We start from the raw sequence: 19,816 nt of genomic DNA on the forward strand, positions 1-19,816 counted from the left end.
TGCCAATAGGTAATTGCGCCACTGTTTCGGCGCCAGCGGAAGGATCAGTTCAGATGCGCCAGGCGGGCAGACATTTTTTGCAAATCCCAGGGCCAAGTGCCGTGCCGGAACGCATCCTGAAGGCCATAAGCATGCAGACCATCGATCACCGGGGGCCAGATTTTGCAGAAGTAGGCCACAAAGCCCTCGCTGGGATGAAAACAATTTTCAAGACAGAACAAAACGTCTTTATCTACCCTTCATCCGGTACAGGCGCGTGGGAAGCTGCGCTTGTGAACACAGTGTCGCCGGGCGGAAATGTTCTCATGTACGAAACAGGACATTTCGCATACATGTGGTGCAACTTGGCTGAAAAAATAGGGTTACAGCCAGAGTTGATTGAAGGGGATTGGCGTGGCGGTGCGGACCCCAATCAGATAGAAGACCGCTTGCGCGCGGACAGTCAGCACGAGATCAAGGCGGTATGCGTCGTCCACAATGAAACTTCTACCGGGTCAGTCTCGCCTATTGAGGAAGTGCGCAGGGCAATAGACACGGCGAAACACCCTGCCCTTCTTTTGGTTGATTCAATCTCTGGCCTTGCATCGATCGATCTTAGGTTCGACGAATGGGGCGTAGATGTCTGTGTCTCCGGTTCGCAAAAAGGGATGATGCTACCGCCGGGTCTCAGCTTCAACGCTGTGAGCGATCGTGCTCTGGAACATTCAAAATCCGTGACCATGCCACGCAGCTATTGGAATTGGCAGGATATGGTCGAGCCGAACCAGAAAGGGTTCTTCCCTTATACCCCTGGCACCAATCTTATCTATGGATTGAATGAGGCCATCGATATGTTGCACGAGGAGGGGCTGGAGAACGTATTCGCTCGTCATGCCCGCCACGGAGCCGCGACTCGAGCTGCCGTGCAAGCATGGGGGCTTGAGGTATTGTGTGCCCGCCAAGGTCAGGAGTCAGGCGTACTGACCGCTGTCAAAGTGCCTGAGGGACATTCTGCTGATGCCTTTCGTGCGACGGCGCTGGAGCACTATAATATCTCACTCGGAAATGGTCTATCCAAAGTAGCCGACAAGGTATTCCGAATAGGTCACTTGGGCGATTTCAACGACCTGATGTTGATGGGCACACTCTCAGGCGTAGAAATGGGACTCGCAAAAAGCGGCGTGCCGCACACTAAAGGCGGTACTCAGGCTGCATTGGAGTATCTCAAGGCCGCGTAACGCCGGACAGAGTCTCCAAAAACTCAACCAGGTCTGCAATCTCCTGCTCGGATAAATTTAGTTCAGAGAGTATGGCTTCGCCATCGGCGTGAAGCCTTTCTATATCAATTTCGTTATAGTGTCGGACCACGGCGTCCAGATCATCCAGGCTGCCGTCATGCATGTAGGGGGCGGTTTCGGCCACACCTCGAAGGCTGGGCGTACGAAAGGTTCCAAAATCGGAATGGCTCCTTCGTACATTTCGGACCGCCCACGCGCCTTGCTTTTCCGGATCGTCAGTCCAGTCTCCGTCCAATGTGTAAGGGCTGGAGAGCAAGAAGTTCAGCCCTCCGAACCGGCCATCGTCGACTTCGGTTTCACTCAGAAAATATGGCACGCCCGCGTCGTGGAATTCGTTGTTGGAAAATCTCGGGCCATTATGGCAGAACGCGCAATTCCCGCGCCCCAAGAAGAGCTGAAGCCCTCGCTGGGCAGCTTCGGGGTAGTTCGCAGCCTCTGCCAGATCGCTGCGCTCCAACGCGTCGCGAAAATCGTCAAATTGTGTCCGCTCGGTTACCAGCGTTTCCAGATAAGCTGATAGGGCTTTGGCAATGTTTACCAAGACCTGCTCTGTGTCTTGGCTTTGAACATCGCCAAAAATGACCTCAAAATCTTCAATGTACGTACTCTCGGAAATGGCTCTCATTAGGCTTTCTTTGCTGTGCGCCATCTCTTGTTCTTCAATGATCGGATGCAAGCTGGCAGCCCACAGATTATCGCTCTTTCCGCCCCACCCGTACCATCGCAGACCTGCCAGATTTCGCAGTGATGGCGTATTCCGATCCAAAATCACGCGACCGAATGTTCGTGCCTCGGAGTTGGTGAGTGCCTGCTGGGGGTCGTGACAACTTGCACAGGCAAATGCACCATCAATCGACAACACCGGATGGTCGAAAAGCGCTGCGCCCAGCGCAATCGCTCGGGGATCGTTTGAAACCCTGTTGCTTGGATCAGGTTGGAATGATGGTGGCCACGGCCCAAAGGACAGCGTTTGTTGGATTTCGTCTTCTGACAATAGGACTTCTGCACGCACCGAACTCGTCAGTAAGACTAACGCAGCTGTCACCCACAACTTCATTTCAGCGCAATGTCAAAGGTGTAGGATACCGATTGCCCTTTGTATTCGACGTCCACTTGAAGCTCCCACATTCCGGGCATGTGAAACAGCATATCATCAACACGGAACACACCGTCGCCTTTTGCAGTGACGACTGGAAGGTAGTTCATCCCGTGTTGGTGAGCAGGCATGATTGCATCGACGCGCATATCACTCACGGCAATTTCGCTGCACACAGTGAGGAGTATTGAAAACGGTTGAGCCAACGGAATTTCGTTGACGGTCAAATGCACAGCAGGCGCGTTCTGAATTTCCGAACCCATCCGTTGCCCGGTCGCCTCACAAGCGACGGCAGCGCCGGAAGATACCAGAAACCAGACGAGCCAGCGGATCATTTTGTTGCCAGCAATCGTTCTGCGTTGGCATAGGCAATGTTGTCCGCTATCTGGTCTGGAAGCAAATCCAGCCATTCGCGTGAAAAATCTGCGTGCGGGCCGACGTAATACCAGCGCTCCGGCGCAAATGTATCGGTACCGACCATAAACCGATCAGGATGCACTTCGAACGCAGCTTGCCAATCCGGATCGACACGGCCCCGCGAGACCATGTCGGAACGGAACGCCAGATCGGCCCAAAGCCGGGGATACGCATTCAAAGCGTCGACAACCTTTCCTGGATCGTCAAAGCCAGAATGTGCCCACAGTACCCGAGCCTCCGGCCAGGTTTCGAAGATCAGGTCAACCGCGTCGCGATCACCGTGATGGTGCAGAATTAAGTTCCGTTCCTTCGCCAGTGCGATCATACGCTGGATAACCGGCGTTTTGATATCGTCCCCATAGGCGTGAAACTCGCCGATGGCTTCGTAGTCGTTCTTCGACAGATTTGCTTCCAGATAATCGATTACTGTTTCGTCGTGCATCCAGGTGTTGATCTCACCGCGACGACGATAGGGACGAAGTGCCGGAACAACGATGTCCGGCGCTGCAGCCAAAAGCAGTTGCGTTCCGCTATCGTCCGAGCTGGAAACCAGGGCTTTCCGCACGCCTGCATCCCGCAGGATTTTGGCCACTTGTTCGGGCGGAACCAGTTTCACAGCATCATGGCTGTAGTGAATATGCGCATCGAAAATCGGTCGCTCATCGGCGATGGCCACTCCGCTGACTAGCGCTGCATATACAATGAATATGTATTTTAGCACTTCAAGCATCCTCCATAGCGTTCAGTCCCGAGCAAGCGTGACGTCGAAATTCACGTGCAGGTAAGGTTCAGTGATCCTACCAGAAAGTGCCATGTCATCGGGAAATTCCGAAGCTGGTCGTTCAACATACGTCATCACCAGATCGTCTCGAACACCAAAGACCGTATCCTGATCCAGATAGGGATCGTCTTCCGGAAAAATCTCGGTCACGAGTGAGCGATAGCCGGGGGCTTTGACGATAAAGTGCAGGTGTGAGGGCCTCCACGGATGGCGACCGCAAGCACGCAGAATATCGCCAACTGGCCCGTCAGACGGCACAGTGTATTCAACTGGCTTTACTGTGGTGAACGCATATCTGCCATCGTCACCAACTGTCATCAGCCCGTGGAAAGAGTAGGTGTCCTGTTCTTCATCCTGACTGGCGTAAAGGCCATTCGGGGCCGTTTGCCAGATATCAAGCTCGGCCCCGGCAATCGGATTGCCTTCGGTATCGCGTATGACGCCCTCTGCAAGCAGCACCGGCCCGCCGTAGTCGCGTTTCATGTCGCCACCGATAGGCAAAGCAGGCGCGCCAGAGACGTGAAACGGGCCCAATACGGACGAGCTGGTCGCATCCGGGCTGGAATGCAGCATATCCACCAGCGACGATAGGCCCAGCACGTCCGAGGCCAGCACGAATTCATGCCTGTCCTCTGTTTCCACTGCGGCACACCCTTCCAGAAACGCGATTCCGGCGCGCCATTCTTCATGCGTCAGGTTGGTTTCCCGGGCAAAGTCATGCAGGTGCTTGACCAGAGACCCCATGACTTCTCGCATCCTCGGATCGGTGTCTTTGGACAGGTATCCCATGAACACGTCGGTGATATTGTCTTTGGTGACAGAGCGCATCTGGGTCTCCTTAAATCAGGGCAAGGCTGAGGATCGGGAATTCGATCAGAATGAACAGGACGATCAGCATAACAAACGCAAAGGGCAGCGCGCCCATGAACACATCCTTTAGTGATATCCGGTCATCGTTAATCGTGGACTTGATAACAAAGCAGGAAATCCCCAGAGGTGGCGTCAAAAGCCCTATCTCAGCACCGACAACGGTGATGATGCCAAACCAGATCAGGGACATATCAAGGGCTTCGGCCATGGGCAGGAACAGCGGGACGACAATCAGAATGATTGACGCCGTGTCCAGCAGTGTTCCCAGAAACAACATCAGCAGGACGTAAAGCAGCATGATCGTCCAGAAGGACGCCGAATTCCCAGCAAGCAAGTCCTGCAACTGATTGGGCAACCCGGCCAGCCCCAGCATCCGGCTATATATCGAAGCCGCAGTGATCAGGAACAGGATCGCCGCTGTAATGTGGCCGGTTTCCAGCAGGGCGTCCCAGAAGGCTCTGGGCGTCATGGATTTGCGCGCCACAGCGATGATAAGCGCAACCAGCGCCCCGGCTGCACCGGCCTCGACTGCGGTTAGCCACCCTGTGTAAATCCCGCCGAGCACGACTGTGATAATGAACAGTGTCGGCAAGGTTTTCGACGCGACCTCACGGCCGGACATCCATTCGGTGTCTTCCACGACCCGGCCGCCAACAAAAGCTGGTGTAAAACGGCCCATAACCCAGATCGCGGCGACGTAGGCAATGGCCAGCATGATCCCCGGAATGACGCCTGCCAGGAACATGTCGCCCACGGATTGTTCGGCGACAAAGGAATAGATGATCAGCATGGCCGAAGGCGGGATGATCATACCCAAGACCGAAGACCCGGCGACCACCCCGACAGCAAAGCGCGGGTTGTAAGCCTGCGCCATCATCTGAGGAACCGAGACTTTGGTGAACACGGAAGCGGAGGCTATTGAAGACCCGGTTACGGCTGCAAAGACGGCGTTGGCTCCGACGGTTGCCATGCCGATGCCGCCTTTGACCTTGCGAAACCGCATGGTCATGACTTCGTAGATGTCCTTGCCCAACCCGGCCTTCGAGACAATGAGACCCATAAAGGTGAACAACGGGATGGTCGCGAAACTGTACTCCATCGCGCTGTCGCCCACCGCTACTTTCAGCAGGTTCAGCGCAAGTGTGAAGTTGTCCCGCATCAGCCAGATCGACACGAACGACACGACGCCCAGCGCAATCGGGATGTAGACGCCTGCGTAAATCAGGAAAACGATTGCAACGACCGAGATCAGGCCAATCTCGATCGGAGTCATTCTGCGGCCTCGTCATGCTCGGGGGTGCGGACAAGTTGCGGGCGGTCCTGCGCCGTGACGACCTTGAGCAGGAAGATCACGCAGGCAAGCGCAGTCCCGCACGCGATGACCAGTTTGACCGGCCACCATGGTAATGTGAAAAGACCGGGCACTCCGAAATAGTCCTGCGTCTCCCACATATGAAGAAATTCCGGAAAGGTCACATAGGCGATCAATCCCATGAAGATCGCCGAGATCGCATTGATGATCCGCCTGAGGTTGGCCGTCAGGCCGGGGCGACGATGGTGCATCAGGTTCAGGAACCCGTCTGAACGTGTCAGCCGGTCCACCCTGACCACGTCGGCCAACTGCAGGAAAACGATCATCACGACCGAGAACTGAACCATCTCATAGGTTCCACGCAATGGGGCCGAAAACAAGCCGCGCGCTATGACGTCGACATTCAGGATGACCACCAACGCAAGGACGACAAGCGTACCCAATGCGTTGGCGGCGATAGCAAGCGAATTGGCGACCCGCGACAGGACGGCAACTGCGGTCTTCAGCATGTCTGGCCCCTTTCTCGGGTCGCCGAACGATTATTCGGCCGTCCAGTCCCGCACACCAGTGAAACCAGCATCCTGAAGCTTGCCGAGATAAGCGGCCAGCATATCTGTGCCCTGCTCGCCGTTCTCATTCAGCGTGGCGGCCCATTCCTGCGCAACATTGGGCATCGCATTTGCCCACGCAGCGCGGTCTTCGTCCGAGATTTCAATGATCGATCCGCCAGCTTCTACAAATGCATCTCGCGACGCAGCGGCTCGATCCATTGCAATACCTGCCACGTGGTCACGGTAGTCGATAGCCACGGCCTGTAGTACTTCTTTGACATCATCGGGCAGACTCGCCCAGTAGTCGGCATTGACGGTGACTGTTTTTGTATTCACCGCACCAAGGTCTGCCTTCAACATGTAAGGGGCCACTTCGACGATTTTGAACGTCTTGGAAGCTTCCGGCCAAATCATTACGCAATCGACAAGGCCGGTTTGAACCATGTTGTAGAAATCAGTGAGGCCTCCGCGTACGCCCGCCGCGTCCTTGATACCCTCGAGATAGCGCAGGTTCAGACCAGCACCCGCGATCTTGCGTCCTTCAAGGTCTGCAACTTTCTCGACCGGCTCTGAGCAGAACATCTGATATGTGTCGAGCACAACGCCTGTCGCCAGATAGACTTGATTTTGCGCAGCGAACTCATTCTGCATCGCCGGATATTCTCGCGCGATCTCGTCGACCGCCTTGGCCACTGCGCGAGCATCCGACGCGACGAATGGTGTCGAGCCCGAGATCCCCTGGCTGGGTAGCTTGGACGAATGGAAGATGGTTGTGACGATACCAATGTCGCCCAAACCCAACTGTACGCCTTCCAGAACACCTTTGGGTTTTACAATAGAACCGCCATAGTTCTCCTGCCAGTTCATCTTGTAATTGCCGGACTCGGCCAACCGCTTATCCACTTCAGGAATAAAGAAGTTTGTGAATTCTTTCACCCACAAGGCCCGGTCTGGGTAACCATCAATTACGACAGCTGAAATGGTCTCTTCCGCTGCGACTGACAGTGCCATAGTGCTTGCCACGGCAACACCCAGCAGACTGCACTTGATCCAGTTTTTCATTATCTCTCCTCCCAGAAAGTTTGATCTTGTTGCCCTTTATTTGTTCGCCTTGAACCCCGGCAGTCAGTCCTTTCCACACCAACCGATTTGCGCAGCATTGCGACGGCAAAGTACTTGGCCGATTGGCCGCCCACTTGCGTCATTTCCTCATGCATAAGAACAAACCTTGTCGAACGGAAATCGCGGCAGTTTGTGAAACAAACCCGTTTCATCGGCGTAACCTAGATTGCACAGAAAGTTCGATTTGAGGGTGGTTCCTGCAAAGAACTCCTCGTCGACAATCTTGTTCGAAAAGCCTGACATGGCACCAACGTCCAACCCAACGGCCCGTGCCGCGATCATGAAGTAGGCGCCCTGAAGCGTACCATTGCGAAACGCCGTATCGGCAACGTAATCGGGATTGTTTTCGAACAACGGCCGACGATCTTCGTGTGGGAAAAGGAAGGGCAGTTCCTTCCAGAACTCCATGTCGTAGGCAATTATGGCCGTGACTGGCGCGCCCATCATCTTTGGCACGTTCTTTGGCTTCAAAGACTTGGCAAGCCGCACTTTGCCCTCGGCACTTTTCACGAAAATGAACCGCGCAGGCAGTGTATTCATACTGGTCGCGCCGTTGATCGTGATGTCGTAAATCTCTTCAAGCAACGCGTCGGAAACCGGCTTGTTTGTCCACGCATAGTGCGACCGGGACTCGCGCAGAATCAAGGCGATTGCGTCATCCGACAGACGAGGAATGCGCGCGCGCAGATCGCGATGATCTTGCTGCGCCTTGGCGCGAAGTGCCTCCAGCTCTGCCCCGGTCGGTGCGCTCATTCTGCTGCCACCTTTGACCTATTGTCTTTTTCGTCCACGATCGGGCTGGAACAGACGCCGATACCTTCGATCTCGACCTCAACGGTTTCTCCCGGCTTCAACCAGCGAGGGTCGGGTTTTTTGGCATGGCCCACGCCCGGCGGTGTTCCCAATGCAACCAGATCTCCCGGTTCCAGGGTCATGAATTCCGAAATTGTCGCGATCACCTGGCGGACACCCCAGATCATGTTGGCGGTGTTCGAACTTTGAAGAACCTCATCGCCAACGCGGCTTTCGATCTTGAGGCCCGAAGCGCCTTCGGGCAACTCATCCTGAGTCACGGTGAAGGGGCCAATTGCGCCCGTGTCGTCAAAGTTCTTACCCGGCGTCCACTGAACCGTTTTGCGCTGATAGTCCCGCACCGACCCATCGTTGAAAACGGTATAACCAAACACATGATCCAGCGCCTTTTCTTCCGAGATATGGCGACCGCGTTTCCCAACGATCAGCATCAATTCCGCTTCATAATCGAAATGCTCGGAAGCCGCCGGTCGCACCATGGGTTTGCCAGCCGCCATGATTGAGTTCTTTCCGCGCATGAACAGCGTGGGGTACTCGGGAATGTCGTATCCACCTTCTTTGATATGGTCGGTATAGTTCAATCCCATGCAAACAATGGTACCGGGGGCGGCCACCGGCAATGCCGGCGTGATAGTCGAGACTGGCACAGGCACCGCTGCTGAGATTTTATCGGCCAGTGAGTCGCTCAAACCAGGATCGGCAATCAACCCCATCAGATCTGTGCCGACACCAGAGTCCAAAGCCGTTAAATTTACTGCTTTTTCGCCGTTCACGGCAAACACCGCGGTACCTTCCAAAGTCTCTCCCACTAGGTATTTCATTTTCATCATCCATATCAGTTTGCTTGATTTTTGCCGATTATTTTGCCATATGTCAATTAATATCGATTTTATTGGAGGGCGCAGATGGTTGCCTGGGCAGACTACAAATCAGAAGCACAGAGCCGCGGCGCACTTGCTTTGGAGCTTTACGTTGCACACAGCACGCCTGCCAAAGCGCCCGAAGACGTGAAGGCGTCACTTCCTGATCACCTGGCATATCAGGCGCAGCTTGAACGTTCGGGTCAGCTGGCTTTTGCCGGACCAATGTCGGATGAAACCGGTGAGCATATGCAGGGAATGGGCCTGATCATCTACCGCGCCGACAGCCTTGAGGCCGCTCGAAATCTAGCCGAGGACGACCCGATGCATAAAAGCGGGGCGCGCAGTTTTGTTCTTCGGCGCTGGATGATCAACGAAGGCTCACTGAACCTGACAGTCGGCCTATCGACCGGAACAAGCGCCCTCAGTTAAAAGCACTTCAAAGATTGCGCATTCAAAGAGGAAAAGTCGGATATGGACGTCATGCTTGATACCGAGGGCAAAGAGAAATCAGCCACTCATGGTGCGTATCGACGGCTGCGCGATATGATCCTCACAGGCGAGTTGCCGCCCGGACAGAAGCTCAAGATCGAACAACTCCGTGGCCTTCTGGATACGGGCGCAAGCCCGGTTCGGGAGGCGCTTAGCCTCCTGACGTCTGACATGCTGGTCGAGCGGATTGATCAGCGCGGATTTCGGGCGGCGCCAGTCAGCAAATCCAACTTCGAGGAAATACTGTTGCTCCGATGCAACCTCGAGGAAACAGCGCTGCGCGCTTCCATCGCTAAAGCAGATGGAGCTTGGGAGGACAGGCTTGTTTTGCGGCATCACCATATGAAAAAGGCCAGTCACAAAAGTGCACCAGACTTCGAAGACGCCCACAAAGTGTTTCATATGGCCTTGTTGGAAAATGCAAAACTGCCGTTGCTGCTACGGTATTGCTCGCAGCTTTATGACCTCAACATTCGCTATCGTTATCTGGCGGCGGGAGGGCCCAGTTACAAAAAGCGCGATATCGCTGCCGAACACCAGCAAATCCTGGATGCCGCACTCGACCACGATGCAGACAGCGCGACCCGGCACTTGCTCAACCACTACCGCCGGACGGGTAAGTACCTGAGCAGTCAGATGGAGTCCTGAAATGCAGCGGAACTGGTTTCTGGGCGATCTGCTGAATCAGCTGTTCGATCGTCCCGGCAAAAAGCGCGGCAACGATGACTATCGATCCATTGCAGAGCTTTGTGAGGCCTTGTTGTCCGCCGAAGGCGAAGTATCAGGCTTCACCCTCGCCTCCACAATTCTTGATCGGTACCAGACCTTAGAAGACCCCGAGAAATTGGAGTTTTTTGCCTATTTGAATGACCAACTTGAGCTAGACGCGGATCAGCTTGCCGAAGCGGCAGGCCTCTATGCCAACGACAGAAGTGTCAATTTATATCAAAAGCTTAGCGAATTCGCGGAACCCAAACGGCAAGAGTTGTTGCGCCGATTGAACCAACCATCCGGCGCGACACAAGAACTCGTAGCAATGCGCGTTGACCTATTGCGCTTTCTTAAATCCAACCCCGAGCTCAAACGAACAGATATTGATTTCGTTCATTTGCTGAGAAGTTGGTTCAATCGGGGTTTTCTTGTCCTCAAACAAATCAGTTGGGATACCCCTGCCCGCGTTTTGGACAAGATCGTTGCCTACGAAGCGGTCCATCAAATCAACGATCTGGATGATCTGCGACGCAGGCTCTACCCGCCGGATCGTCGTTGCTTTGCATTCTTCCATCCTTCGATGCCAGATGAGCCGCTGATTTTTGTCGAAGTTGCTCTGACGGCTGAAGTTCCAGACGCAATCGATGCGCTTTTGTCCGAAGATCGGGAACCGATCGAAACCGAACAAGCGAAAGTCGCGGCGTTCTACTCTATCTCGAATTGCCAGAAAGGTTTAACCGGTATCAGCTTTGGCAATCTGTTGATCAAACAGGTTGTAACTGAGCTGTCGCGAGAACTTGAGGGGCTTGATACATTTGTGACCTTGTCGCCGATACCGGGACTGAACCGTTGGCTAGAGGGCGAAACAGACAATCCTGAGCACGGCCACGCCGCCGAGGCCGTACTTGCGGCAACAACCTCGCCGCAAGATTTGCGCGCAATGGCCGCCCGGTACCTGTTGTTCGCCAAGCGCGAGGATGGGATGCCGTTGGATCCCGTGGCCCGCTTTCACCTCGGAAACGGTGCCGAGTTGCACGAGTTGCACGCCGAAGCCGATTTGTCACCGAACGGGCGATCACAATCCGGCGGTGCGATGGTGAACTACCTGTACGATTTAAACAAAACAGAACGTCATCACGAAGAGTTCGCGACACATGCGACGATCGAAGCCTCGCGTTCTGTTCGCGCGGCCTCAACCGCTGCGCTTGCGACCAAGCCAAGGGAAAATACCGCGTGACCAACACTCTATACGACAGCCTGTTTGCCCGGCATGAGGGCAACGAGGCTCCGTTCCTGCAACTCGACGATGACCAGGTTGTGTCCTATGACGCGTTTTTGAAGCGCACCGCGCAGGTCGCGCATGTTTTGCAAAACAACGGCGTTTCACCAGGCGATCGCATCGTTGTGCAAGCGCCCAAGTTGGCCGATACGATTGCCCTCTACGCCGCTTCGGTACAGGCAGGTGCAGTCTATCTGCCGCTTAACACTGCCTACACATTGGCAGAGTTGGACTATTTCATCTCTGATGCCCAACCTTCGATGATCGTTTGCGATAGCAGAGACGAAATTGAAGTCGGAAAATTGGCGGCTCGGTCTGGGGCGAAGCTGCGGACACTCGGCGGCGTTTACCCTAGCCTGAGCAGCGAGGCCGACGCGCAGCCCTGCGTATTCGAAACCGTGGATCGCGCTCCGGACGATCTTGCCGCGTTGCTCTACACATCAGGCACCACAGGCCGTTCCAAAGGCGCAATGCTGAGCCATCAAAACCTATTGTCCAACGCCCAAGCTCTTGTTGGTCTGTGGGGTATCACAAACGACGATCGCTTGGTTCACGCGCTGCCGATCTTTCACACGCACGGGCTTTTCGTGGCGATGAATACGTCACTACTCGCCGGTGCCAGAGTTCGCCTTATGCAAAAGTTCGACCTCGGCGCCATCCTGGATGAATTGCCCAAGTCGACCCTTTTGATGGGGGTTCCCACTTTCTATACCAGACTGTTGGCAGACGACCGGTTCACAAAAGAGATCACAGGGAACATGCGCCTGTTCGTCTCGGGCTCTGCCCCCCTGCTTGCCGAAACCCATCAGGCATTCGAAACGCGCACCGGCCACCGAATACTTGAGCGCTATGGCATGACCGAAACAAACATGAACACCTCTAACCCCTATAGTGGCGAACGTCGCGCGGGAACTGTTGGCATGGCACTGCCCGGCATCGAGGTTATCGTGACACATACGAAAACCGGAGAACCACTTCCCCCTGGCGAAGTTGGAATGATCGAAGTCCGCGGCCCCAACGTGTTCAAAGGCTATTGGCAGATGCCCGAGAAAACCGCCGAAGAGTTACGAGAGAACGGGTTCTTCATCACCGGGGACTTGGGCCAATTCAGCGAGGACAACTATCTGTCGATTGTGGGGCGGTCGAAAGACTTGATCATTACCGGGGGTTACAACGTGTATCCCAAAGAAATTGAAGAGATACTGAACGACATCGACGGTGTTCTGGAATCGGCGGTTTTCGGCGTCCCCGACAACGATTTTGGCGAAGCAATCATCGCCGCTCTGGTTATTGAGCCAAGCGTAAAACTTGAAGCGGATCAGATTGCTGAGACCATTAGGGACAAGCTGTCGCGCTTTAAACATCCGCGCCGCTACGAATTCGTCTCGGAATTGCCGCGAAACACTATGGGAAAAGTTCAAAAGAACGTGCTGCGCGAACGGTACGCGGACATGGAACTGTCGCCGGCAGAATCTTAGTAAGCCCATCCAGACGCTCAATCAAATAAAGACTTTCAGATCGGATACTACCCTCCCCTTCAGACTGCCAAACTCATTAGGAGATCCATAATGACCCGCATGACGGCAAAAGACTTCGACCAGGAACTTCTGGACCTGTACGACTTTTACGCGCACGGCAAGATCACCAAGCGCCAATTCCTGGATCGCGCCGGAAAGTTCGCGGTCGGCGGCGTCACAGCGGTTGCTTTGCTGAACATGCTTAGCCCGAATTATGCGATGGCTCAGCAAGTGTCATTCAACGATTCCGATATCCACGCAGACTACATTACCTATCCGTCACCCAATGGAACCGGTGATGTCCGAGGGTATCTTGTCCGGCCCGCTGGCGTTGAAGAGCCCCTACCTGGGGTGCTGGTGATCCACGAAAACCGCGGTTTGAATCCTTACATCGAGGATGTGGCGCGCAGGTTGGCAAAAGCCGGATTTATGGCTTTGGCCCCCGACGGCCTGACATCGGTTGGCGGCTACCCGGGCAACGACGCCGATGGGCGCGAGTTGCAAAAGACAGTGGACCGTGTCGAGTTGATGAACGATTTCTTCAATGGGTTTGAATACCTGTTGAACCGAGATGACAGCACCGGAAAGGTCGGCGCAGTGGGTTTCTGCTATGGCGGCGGTGTAGTCAGTGCAATTGCCGTGGCCTACCCGGAACTGGCCGCAGGCGTGCCGTTCTATGGTCGCCAGCCAGCAGCTGAGGATGTAGCCAAAATTCAAGCGCCGTTACTAATTCAGATGGGAGAGCTTGATGAGCGCATCAACGCAGGTTGGCCGGATTTTGAGGCTGCTCTGCAGGCCAACGACAAAGTATACGAGGCATATATATACGAAAACGCCAACCACGGTTTTCATAACGACAGTACGCCACGCTATGATGAGGAAATGGCAAACCTAGCCTGGGACCGCACAATTGATTGGTTCAACACCTATCTGAAGTAATTGGTACAAGCTACCAAGCCAGTCATGCGTTGATATCTTTTCGTTGAAATCCTCGGCCCATCTTGGCCAAGACCTTAGATGCTACAGTAACTTGAACTTCGCAGTTAGAGATTCTGCGACAAGGTCTTGGCCCGCAATCCCTACTATTGGATGTTTTTATGGTTTCGAAACCATGGACGGATATTGTCGAAGCGGTTTTAGATGAAGCGATTCATCGATAAGTGTTCAGCTCAACTGCGGGTTAAACGTACTATCACTTTTATGCCGCTGATATCAGCCATTGATAACGCGTTCGGAGAAGGCAGCTAGGTGACCGAAATGACCTATGTAGTGTTTTTTGATCAATGCCAGGTTTTTGATGGAGGTACCCCTTCAGTTCTCTTCCAATGTCGGCCGGAATTTTAACCACTCACAGCGGACGGGACCGGAATATTTTGGACAACTACGACCGTTTCTATGCGTAGTTAGCCGTTCCTTTGGTTCTCTTCGGCATTCCGAAACCGCCGCGCGAGATAATCCACAAACGCGCGCGTTTTTGGTGCCAGATTCCTCCGTTCGGCAAACATTACGACAATATCCGTGCTGGGAGGTGCATACTCCGGCATGACATGGACAAGTTCGCCAGAGAGAAATTTCCTGTTTGCCATATAGCAGGGCAGCCGTGCGATGCCGATACCAGCCAGAGCGGCTCTAAAGACGACATCGGTGCTGTTCCCCTCAAAGCTGCCCGTTGCTTCAAACTTTTCGCCTGCGTTCGGTTCGATGCTTTTCCAAGCGTTCCGTTGGCTTCTCCCAGCAACTCTCAAGCAATTGTGCTCAGCCAGTTCGGCAAAATTCGACGGTGTTCCACAACGCTCAAGGTATTCAGGTGAGGCACATAGTACCCTTCGACTCTGCATAACGCGCCTAATGACCATATCTGGATTCTTCCGTTGTTCCGCAAAGCAGATCGCCGCGTCGAACCCTTCGCTCCGAAGATCAATTTCTCGGTCGGTCAGATTTAAAGACATTTCTACCTCTGGGTTCTCTTTCATGAACTCTGGGAGGGCAGGAATCAGTTGGGACTTACCGAATGCAACAGTGGATGCGATCCTGAGTTCTCCGCGTGGGACGCCGTCAAAGCTATGGATCATCGCTTTGGCTTCATTGAATTTGTCAGCCATCGCTTTGCATTTTTCATAGAAATCTTGGCCTTCTAGCGTCGGAGAGACACCCGTTCGGGTGCGATTAAGAAGGCGGTAGTGAACCTGATCTTCAAGTAATCCGATCTGCTTACTTACTGCTGATGGGGTCTGCCCCATTGATCTTGCAGCCGCAGAGATGCTGCCCTGCTCGACAACCGTCGCAAAGATTAACATTTGCGCAGAAATATCCATGTCATGACCCTTGCTGTTCCAATCTGGCATGGGGCCTGTGCCAGATTGCCAAATTGTGAGCGCTATCAAACAGGCGTACCTCTGCATTGCAGCATAAATACTGCACTGCAGCAACGGACGAGGCAATATCATGGCAATTACACGATCAAACAGCGCGCTGGATGTCGTTTTCGAAGCTGGCCGCACGTTCTTTCATCAAAATCTGGACACGATGCGAAAGGCACAGGCCAAACGCAGGGTTTATTGCGCAACGTATTATGAGCTCTCGGTGCTATCTGACCGTGACTTAATAGATCTGGGCATTCCACGCAGTAGCATCAAAAGACTTGCTATGGAGGCTGCATATGGCTGCTAACACCCAAACGGCTAGTACAGATCGTAGTCACTCCATCGCCCTATCAATCAGCTTCCTAGCGAGGATCGGAGCCACGGCCAATGCGGCCTTGAAGGCACTGAAAATGGCCCGGATGCTCTCTGCGCTTTCAAATATGAGCGATTACCAACTCTCTCAGATCGGAATTTCGCGATCTGAGATCCCGGAATAAGCCGGAAAATTGATGGCTGACGAATAAGTAAGCGAGCCCTCAGGTCCAAAAGCTTACACGGAAAAAGCTGGTTCTCGCTCCTCCCAGAGTAAGCCAGCATGAGCGGTGGCGAAAAAGTCAACAGGGAGCGCCAACGCACGGGCCAGCATTTTCAACTCCTCCCGAAAGTGCTGGCCCAAACCAACCTGCCAAGCAGGAGCCCCGAAAAATGAGCGATAGGAGAACTTCACAAGATCTGGTCGTCCGTCGTCTCGGTTTCGGCGATCAAGATAAAATCTGTGATCATTTTCTGCGGTTAGATGTCCAAACGCGGCGGGCACGGTTTTGTGGAGCCGTCGACGACAATGGTGTCTTGAGTTACGCACAGAATATCCTTCGATACAACAGTATCGCTTGTGGAGCGTTTGTCTGGGGCCAATTGAGGGGCCTTGTGGAACTGCGCGGCCTCTTTCATTCATGGCCATCAAAGCCAGAGGTTGCACTCTCTGTCGAAGCCGAATGGCAAGGCATTGGGATTAGCGACGCTTTGTTTCGACAGATGTACGCGATGGCGCAGAACAGAGGCGTCCGGACTATCCAAATGATGTGTCTGAAGGAAAACCGCCACATGCGATATCTTGCGGCGAAACATAACGCGCGGTTTGTAGCTGACGCAGATATTGTTGAAGCAGTGTTGCATCCCAACTGGCCCACGCCAACGTCAATTGCCATTGAGATTTTCGCTGAAATTAGGGCACATTCACATCTGCTTTTTATTTAGACGACCAATGGCACACTGCGTATTGCGGTCTTTTGATTGAACTTAAGCGAATGACCTTTTCTAATGCCTTTATTGTTTCAGTGTTAAAGTTACCTTTCTTGAGATAATGGCCGTGCGGTGCGAATATTCCACGTTAAACACAAGTCGGGATTTATCGCCTCAGGCTGTAACACGCAGTGCATCGACAGGAACCAGCGCTCCCTTGGCTTGGATTACGTAGCTGGCCAATTGGCAGCCTAATGATATTCCTGCGCGGAAATCGCTTTTCTCCAAAACGCTGAGCAAAACGCCAGCGTTGAAGCTGTCACCAGCGGCTGTTGTATCAATAGCGGAAGTTTCCGGCTTAGCGGGCACCTCCCCTCTAATATTCCCATCTTGATAAACCACAGAATGCTCGCCGTTCTTTACGACGATCCGCTCCACACCATGTCTTGCATATCGTTCAAGAGTCGCGGTCGGACAGTCGTCATTAAACCACGCGCTTTCATCGTCAAAAGACGGCAACACGATATCCGAGAGTTCAGCAGCGCGCATGATTGAACGCTTCATTTCTTCGGTACTCGACCAAAGTTTGGGTCTGATGTTCGTATCGAAAGCCACGGTTTTCCCTACATCGCGCCCCTTTTGGACAGCACCAAGTAGGTTTTCACGCGATTGAGGACCAAGAATTCCCAGCGTAATTCCTGAGTAATAGATCAAATCCGCTTTTTCGATAGCACGGTCAAGCGCATCTGGATCGTCAGCAAGCCGTTTGGCGGCGGAGCTGTTGCGCCAGTAGGAAAAACTACGCTCGCCGTTGGAAAGGTGGATCATATAGAGACCCACAGTTCCATCCGAGATTTCACAAATGTGAGAGGTATCGATGCCTGTTCTGTCAATAAAGGCTCGCATTTCGCGGGACAGTTTGTCGTCACCAACTGTCGTAAAATAAGCGACCTCTGTATTCGGTGATATTTTCGCTAAATACCAAGCTGTGTTGAACGTATCACCAGCGTACCCGATCTTTAACTCCCCTGGACCGCCTAGGGGAGCAAGTTCCGCCATGCACTCGCCGATTGCTAAGATACGCATGGGTTCTACAAAAAATCGTCACGCCGCGGAGTGAAGCTATCCACGAGCTTTCCTGGTTCCAGGCAAACACATCCGTGGGTTTGATCTGAAGGAATGACAAAACTGTCTCCTGGCCCGAACTCTTGGTCACTTTCGCCCAAAGTGAATCGGAACCGGCCGCTTTCGACATATGTTGACTGGACATGCGGATGGCTGTGCAACGCGCCTATCGCACCTGCTTTGCTGAACCGAAAGGCAACAACCATGAGATTAGGATGATCAGAGAGAACTTGCCGTGTGACATTCTCTCCTGTCGGGACAACTGGAAATTCAGGCAAGGTGTACCTCCGCTATATTTTATGAGAAAAGCATTCCACCATTCAGATCGACATTAGCTCCTGTAATGAAAGCACTGTCGTCGCAGGCTAGGAATAGGACAAGGTTTGCGACATCCTCAATTGTGCCCTGACGTTTCATTGGCGCAGCGGCTTCAAAGCCGCGACGTCCTGCGTCCGGTGTGTGGATGTTATGAAAATCAGTATCAATCATCCCAGGGCAAAGCCCATTGACTCTGATATCCGGGCCTAGCTCTTTGGCCAAACCCCGCGTCAGCGTCATGATCGCGCCCTTTGAGGTCGCATAGGGAACTGAGCCGGGGCCACCGCCATCGCGAGCGGCTTGGCTTGCCAAGTTGACGATTGTACCGCTTTTCATATGAGGCAAACAGGCGTTCGTCATCATGAAGTTGCTGGTCAGATTCAAGTCCATCACATACCGCCAATGCTCAAGTGAGGACTCTGCGACTGTTTTGCGGGCAACCAAACCGCCCGCATTATTGACCAAAACGTCAATACTGCCGAACTCCGCGAGAGATCGCGCCACCAATGCGTCAACGTCGCTTTTCTGCGTTAAGTCTCCTCGAAGCGCGAATGCGGTTCCGCCATTTGCTTTGATCCTGGCCACAACGTCCTCAGCGCCTGCGCTGCTGGCAAAATAGTTTATTGCAACGTGTGCGCCCTCGGAGGCTAGTTTGATTGCAGCAGCTGCACCGATATCCCGGCCAGCTCCAGTTACAATTGCCGATTTTCCAGCGAGCTTCATAGCCATCCCTCATCATTGCTCTGATTTGAAAATTGTCGTGCTCCAGCGGGCGCTTGCTTAGGCTGCACCGCGTTTGACGAACATGTCGTAGATTTCGGGTACATTGCCTTCGCCCATCCCTGCATCAAGCGCCGTTTGAAGATTTGCGGAAGTGCCTTCAGCGATTTCGGAGCGTGTTCCAATGTCAGTGATCATCTGAACGAAGTAGGCGATGTCCTTGTTGGCATTGCTGATCGAAAACCCAAGATCACTTACACCATCGACGGCGTAATTCTTGCAAAATTGCATGAATGGAGAATTGGACGGGCCCGCAGACATGATCTCAAAAAGCTGCTGGCCATCGATGCCCGCTTGTTTTGCAACTGCAAATGCCTGGCTCATGGTACACGCTGTTGTCATACCCATGAAGTTGTTAATCAGTTTAGTCGTATGGCCCGCGCCGAGTGTGCCAAGATGGAACACGTTCTCGCCCTGCACGTCGAGCACAGGTTTGACCTTTTCAAACGTTTCGATATCGCCCGCTGCCATGATGTTCAGCAAACCGTCCTTGGCGTGCATAGGTGAACGCCCCAACGGTGCGTCGAGCATCCCGGCCCCTTTTTTCGCAAGGTCCGCGCCAATTTTCTTTGTTGACGCTGGAATGGACGTGCCGAAATCTATGACCACCGCGCCTTCTTTGATCCCGGCGAGAATACCATTCTTGCCGTAAATCAGGCTTTCGACCACGTCAGATGTTGTCACGCAGAGCATGACGATATCACTGGCCTCGGCGAGTTCCTTAGGGGTGCTGACCTCGACCGCGCCGCGCGCAACGGTTTGGGCAACCGCCGCTTTGTTGCGGCCCATGACCAAAAGATCAAAACCATTGTTTTGGAGGCATTCAACCATCTTGCTGCCCATTTGGCCTAGACCAATGAAACCGATTTTTGGGTTCGACATATGCGCCT

Annotated in this window: 22 protein-coding genes; 8 read left to right on the forward strand and 14 right to left on the reverse strand. The window is 53.6% G+C overall.

Annotation, left to right across the window (positions count from 1 at the left end; translation table 11 throughout):
- Nucleotides 1–53: 53 nt before the first annotated feature.
- A complete protein-coding gene (locus GOV88_RS00295) occupies nucleotides 54–1,217 on the forward strand; it encodes an alanine--glyoxylate aminotransferase family protein (RefSeq protein WP_171239189.1) in 1,164 nt (387 codons plus the stop codon).
- On the opposite strand, the gene GOV88_RS00300 is transcribed toward GOV88_RS00295, so the two are convergent.
- The 9 genes from GOV88_RS00300 to GOV88_RS00340 form a co-directional block, all read right to left on the reverse strand.
- Complete coding sequence (locus tag GOV88_RS00300; protein ID WP_171239190.1) at nucleotides 1,204–2,322, reverse strand: cytochrome c peroxidase; 1,119 nt, start codon at nucleotides 2,320–2,322, stop codon at nucleotides 1,204–1,206. The two genes, GOV88_RS00295 and GOV88_RS00300, sit on opposite strands and share 14 nt — an antisense overlap.
- A gap of 8 nt (nucleotides 2,323–2,330) precedes the next feature.
- Nucleotides 2,331–2,708 carry a FixH family protein gene (locus GOV88_RS00305; protein ID WP_171239191.1) on the reverse strand — a complete coding sequence of 126 codons (378 nt, stop codon included), beginning with the start codon at nucleotides 2,706–2,708 and terminating at the stop codon, nucleotides 2,331–2,333.
- Entirely contained in the window at nucleotides 2,705–3,511 is an 807-nt protein-coding gene (locus GOV88_RS00310) for an amidohydrolase family protein (RefSeq protein ID WP_171239192.1), read from the reverse strand. The genes GOV88_RS00305 and GOV88_RS00310 overlap by 4 nt, the downstream gene beginning before the upstream one ends.
- Nucleotides 3,512–3,532: 21 nt before the next feature.
- The gene (locus tag GOV88_RS00315; protein ID WP_171239193.1) at nucleotides 3,533–4,399 is read right to left on the reverse strand and encodes a dioxygenase; all 867 of its coding nucleotides are present in this window, start codon (nucleotides 4,397–4,399) and stop codon (nucleotides 3,533–3,535) included.
- Nucleotides 4,400–4,409: 10 nt separating this feature from the next.
- Complete coding sequence (locus GOV88_RS00320; RefSeq protein ID WP_170385124.1) at nucleotides 4,410–5,714, reverse strand: TRAP transporter large permease; 1,305 nt, start codon at nucleotides 5,712–5,714, stop codon at nucleotides 4,410–4,412.
- On the reverse strand, nucleotides 5,711–6,262 hold the full coding sequence (locus tag GOV88_RS00325) for a TRAP transporter small permease subunit (RefSeq protein WP_171239194.1): 552 nt from the start codon (nucleotides 6,260–6,262) through the stop codon (nucleotides 5,711–5,713). Before GOV88_RS00325 ends, GOV88_RS00320 begins: the two co-directional genes overlap by 4 nt.
- Nucleotides 6,263–6,292: 30 nt before the next feature.
- Nucleotides 6,293–7,366 (reverse strand): C4-dicarboxylate TRAP transporter substrate-binding protein, encoded by a 1,074-nt coding sequence (locus tag GOV88_RS00330; protein WP_171239195.1) that lies wholly within the window; start codon nucleotides 7,364–7,366, stop codon nucleotides 6,293–6,295.
- Between the two features lie 147 nt (nucleotides 7,367–7,513).
- On the reverse strand, nucleotides 7,514–8,179 hold the full coding sequence (locus GOV88_RS00335) for a malonic semialdehyde reductase (protein WP_171239196.1): 666 nt from the start codon (nucleotides 8,177–8,179) through the stop codon (nucleotides 7,514–7,516).
- Complete coding sequence (locus GOV88_RS00340; RefSeq protein ID WP_171239197.1) at nucleotides 8,176–9,060, reverse strand: fumarylacetoacetate hydrolase family protein; 885 nt, start codon at nucleotides 9,058–9,060, stop codon at nucleotides 8,176–8,178. Before GOV88_RS00340 ends, GOV88_RS00335 begins: the two co-directional genes overlap by 4 nt.
- An 84-nt stretch (nucleotides 9,061–9,144) precedes the next feature.
- On the opposite strand from GOV88_RS00340, the gene GOV88_RS00345 reads away from it, so the two are divergent.
- From GOV88_RS00345 to yghX, 5 genes are all read left to right on the forward strand, one after another.
- Nucleotides 9,145–9,531 (forward strand): YciI family protein, encoded by a 387-nt coding sequence (locus GOV88_RS00345; RefSeq protein WP_171126194.1) that lies wholly within the window; start codon nucleotides 9,145–9,147, stop codon nucleotides 9,529–9,531.
- Nucleotides 9,532–9,573: 42 nt separating this feature from the next.
- Complete coding sequence (locus GOV88_RS00350) at nucleotides 9,574–10,239, forward strand: GntR family transcriptional regulator (RefSeq protein WP_171239198.1); 666 nt, start codon at nucleotides 9,574–9,576, stop codon at nucleotides 10,237–10,239.
- Between the two features lies 1 nt (nucleotide 10,240).
- Nucleotides 10,241–11,539: a malonyl-CoA decarboxylase gene (locus tag GOV88_RS00355; RefSeq protein ID WP_171239199.1), complete on the forward strand. Its 1,299-nt coding sequence runs from the start codon at nucleotides 10,241–10,243 to the stop codon at nucleotides 11,537–11,539.
- Nucleotides 11,536–13,059 (forward strand): malonyl-CoA synthase, encoded by a 1,524-nt coding sequence (locus GOV88_RS00360; RefSeq protein WP_171239200.1) that lies wholly within the window; start codon nucleotides 11,536–11,538, stop codon nucleotides 13,057–13,059. Before GOV88_RS00355 ends, GOV88_RS00360 begins: the two co-directional genes overlap by 4 nt.
- Nucleotides 13,060–13,149: 90 nt before the next feature.
- On the forward strand, nucleotides 13,150–14,037 hold the full coding sequence (gene yghX, locus GOV88_RS00365; protein WP_171239201.1) for a YghX family hydrolase: 888 nt from the start codon (nucleotides 13,150–13,152) through the stop codon (nucleotides 14,035–14,037).
- Nucleotides 14,038–14,501: 464 nt separating this feature from the next.
- Here yghX and GOV88_RS00370 read toward each other — a convergent pair whose 3' ends face one another.
- Nucleotides 14,502–15,413, reverse strand: coding sequence for a LysR family transcriptional regulator (locus GOV88_RS00370; protein WP_171239202.1), 912 nt, complete (start codon nucleotides 15,411–15,413; stop codon nucleotides 14,502–14,504).
- A 130-nt stretch (nucleotides 15,414–15,543) separates the two neighbouring features.
- Between GOV88_RS00370 and GOV88_RS00375 the strand changes: the two genes are divergently transcribed.
- Nucleotides 15,544–15,768 carry a DUF1127 domain-containing protein gene (locus tag GOV88_RS00375; protein ID WP_171239203.1) on the forward strand — a complete coding sequence of 75 codons (225 nt, stop codon included), beginning with the start codon at nucleotides 15,544–15,546 and terminating at the stop codon, nucleotides 15,766–15,768.
- Nucleotides 15,769–16,166: 398 nt separating this feature from the next.
- Nucleotides 16,167–16,718, forward strand: a complete 552-nt coding sequence (locus GOV88_RS00385; protein WP_171239205.1) for a hypothetical protein — start codon at nucleotides 16,167–16,169, stop codon at nucleotides 16,716–16,718.
- A 159-nt stretch (nucleotides 16,719–16,877) separates the two neighbouring features.
- On the opposite strand, the gene GOV88_RS00390 is transcribed toward GOV88_RS00385, so the two are convergent.
- The 4 genes from GOV88_RS00390 to GOV88_RS00405 are packed head-to-tail and all read right to left on the reverse strand — an operon-like array spanning nucleotide 16,878 to nucleotide 19,808.
- Nucleotides 16,878–17,789 carry a sugar kinase gene (locus GOV88_RS00390; protein ID WP_171239206.1) on the reverse strand — a complete coding sequence of 304 codons (912 nt, stop codon included), beginning with the start codon at nucleotides 17,787–17,789 and terminating at the stop codon, nucleotides 16,878–16,880.
- Nucleotides 17,790–17,794: 5 nt separating this feature from the next.
- Entirely contained in the window at nucleotides 17,795–18,106 is a 312-nt protein-coding gene (locus GOV88_RS00395) for a cupin domain-containing protein (RefSeq protein WP_171239207.1), read from the reverse strand.
- Between the two features lie 19 nt (nucleotides 18,107–18,125).
- Nucleotides 18,126–18,869 carry an SDR family NAD(P)-dependent oxidoreductase gene (locus tag GOV88_RS00400; protein WP_171239208.1) on the reverse strand — a complete coding sequence of 248 codons (744 nt, stop codon included), beginning with the start codon at nucleotides 18,867–18,869 and terminating at the stop codon, nucleotides 18,126–18,128.
- Nucleotides 18,870–18,926: 57 nt separating this feature from the next.
- Nucleotides 18,927–19,808 (reverse strand): NAD(P)-dependent oxidoreductase, encoded by an 882-nt coding sequence (locus tag GOV88_RS00405; RefSeq protein WP_171239209.1) that lies wholly within the window; start codon nucleotides 19,806–19,808, stop codon nucleotides 18,927–18,929.
- Nucleotides 19,809–19,816: the final 8 nt, after the last annotated feature.

Source organism: Ruegeria sp. HKCCA5491, assembly GCF_013034565.1.
In the GTDB taxonomy this organism is placed as follows: Bacteria; Pseudomonadota; Alphaproteobacteria; order Rhodobacterales; family Rhodobacteraceae; genus Ruegeria.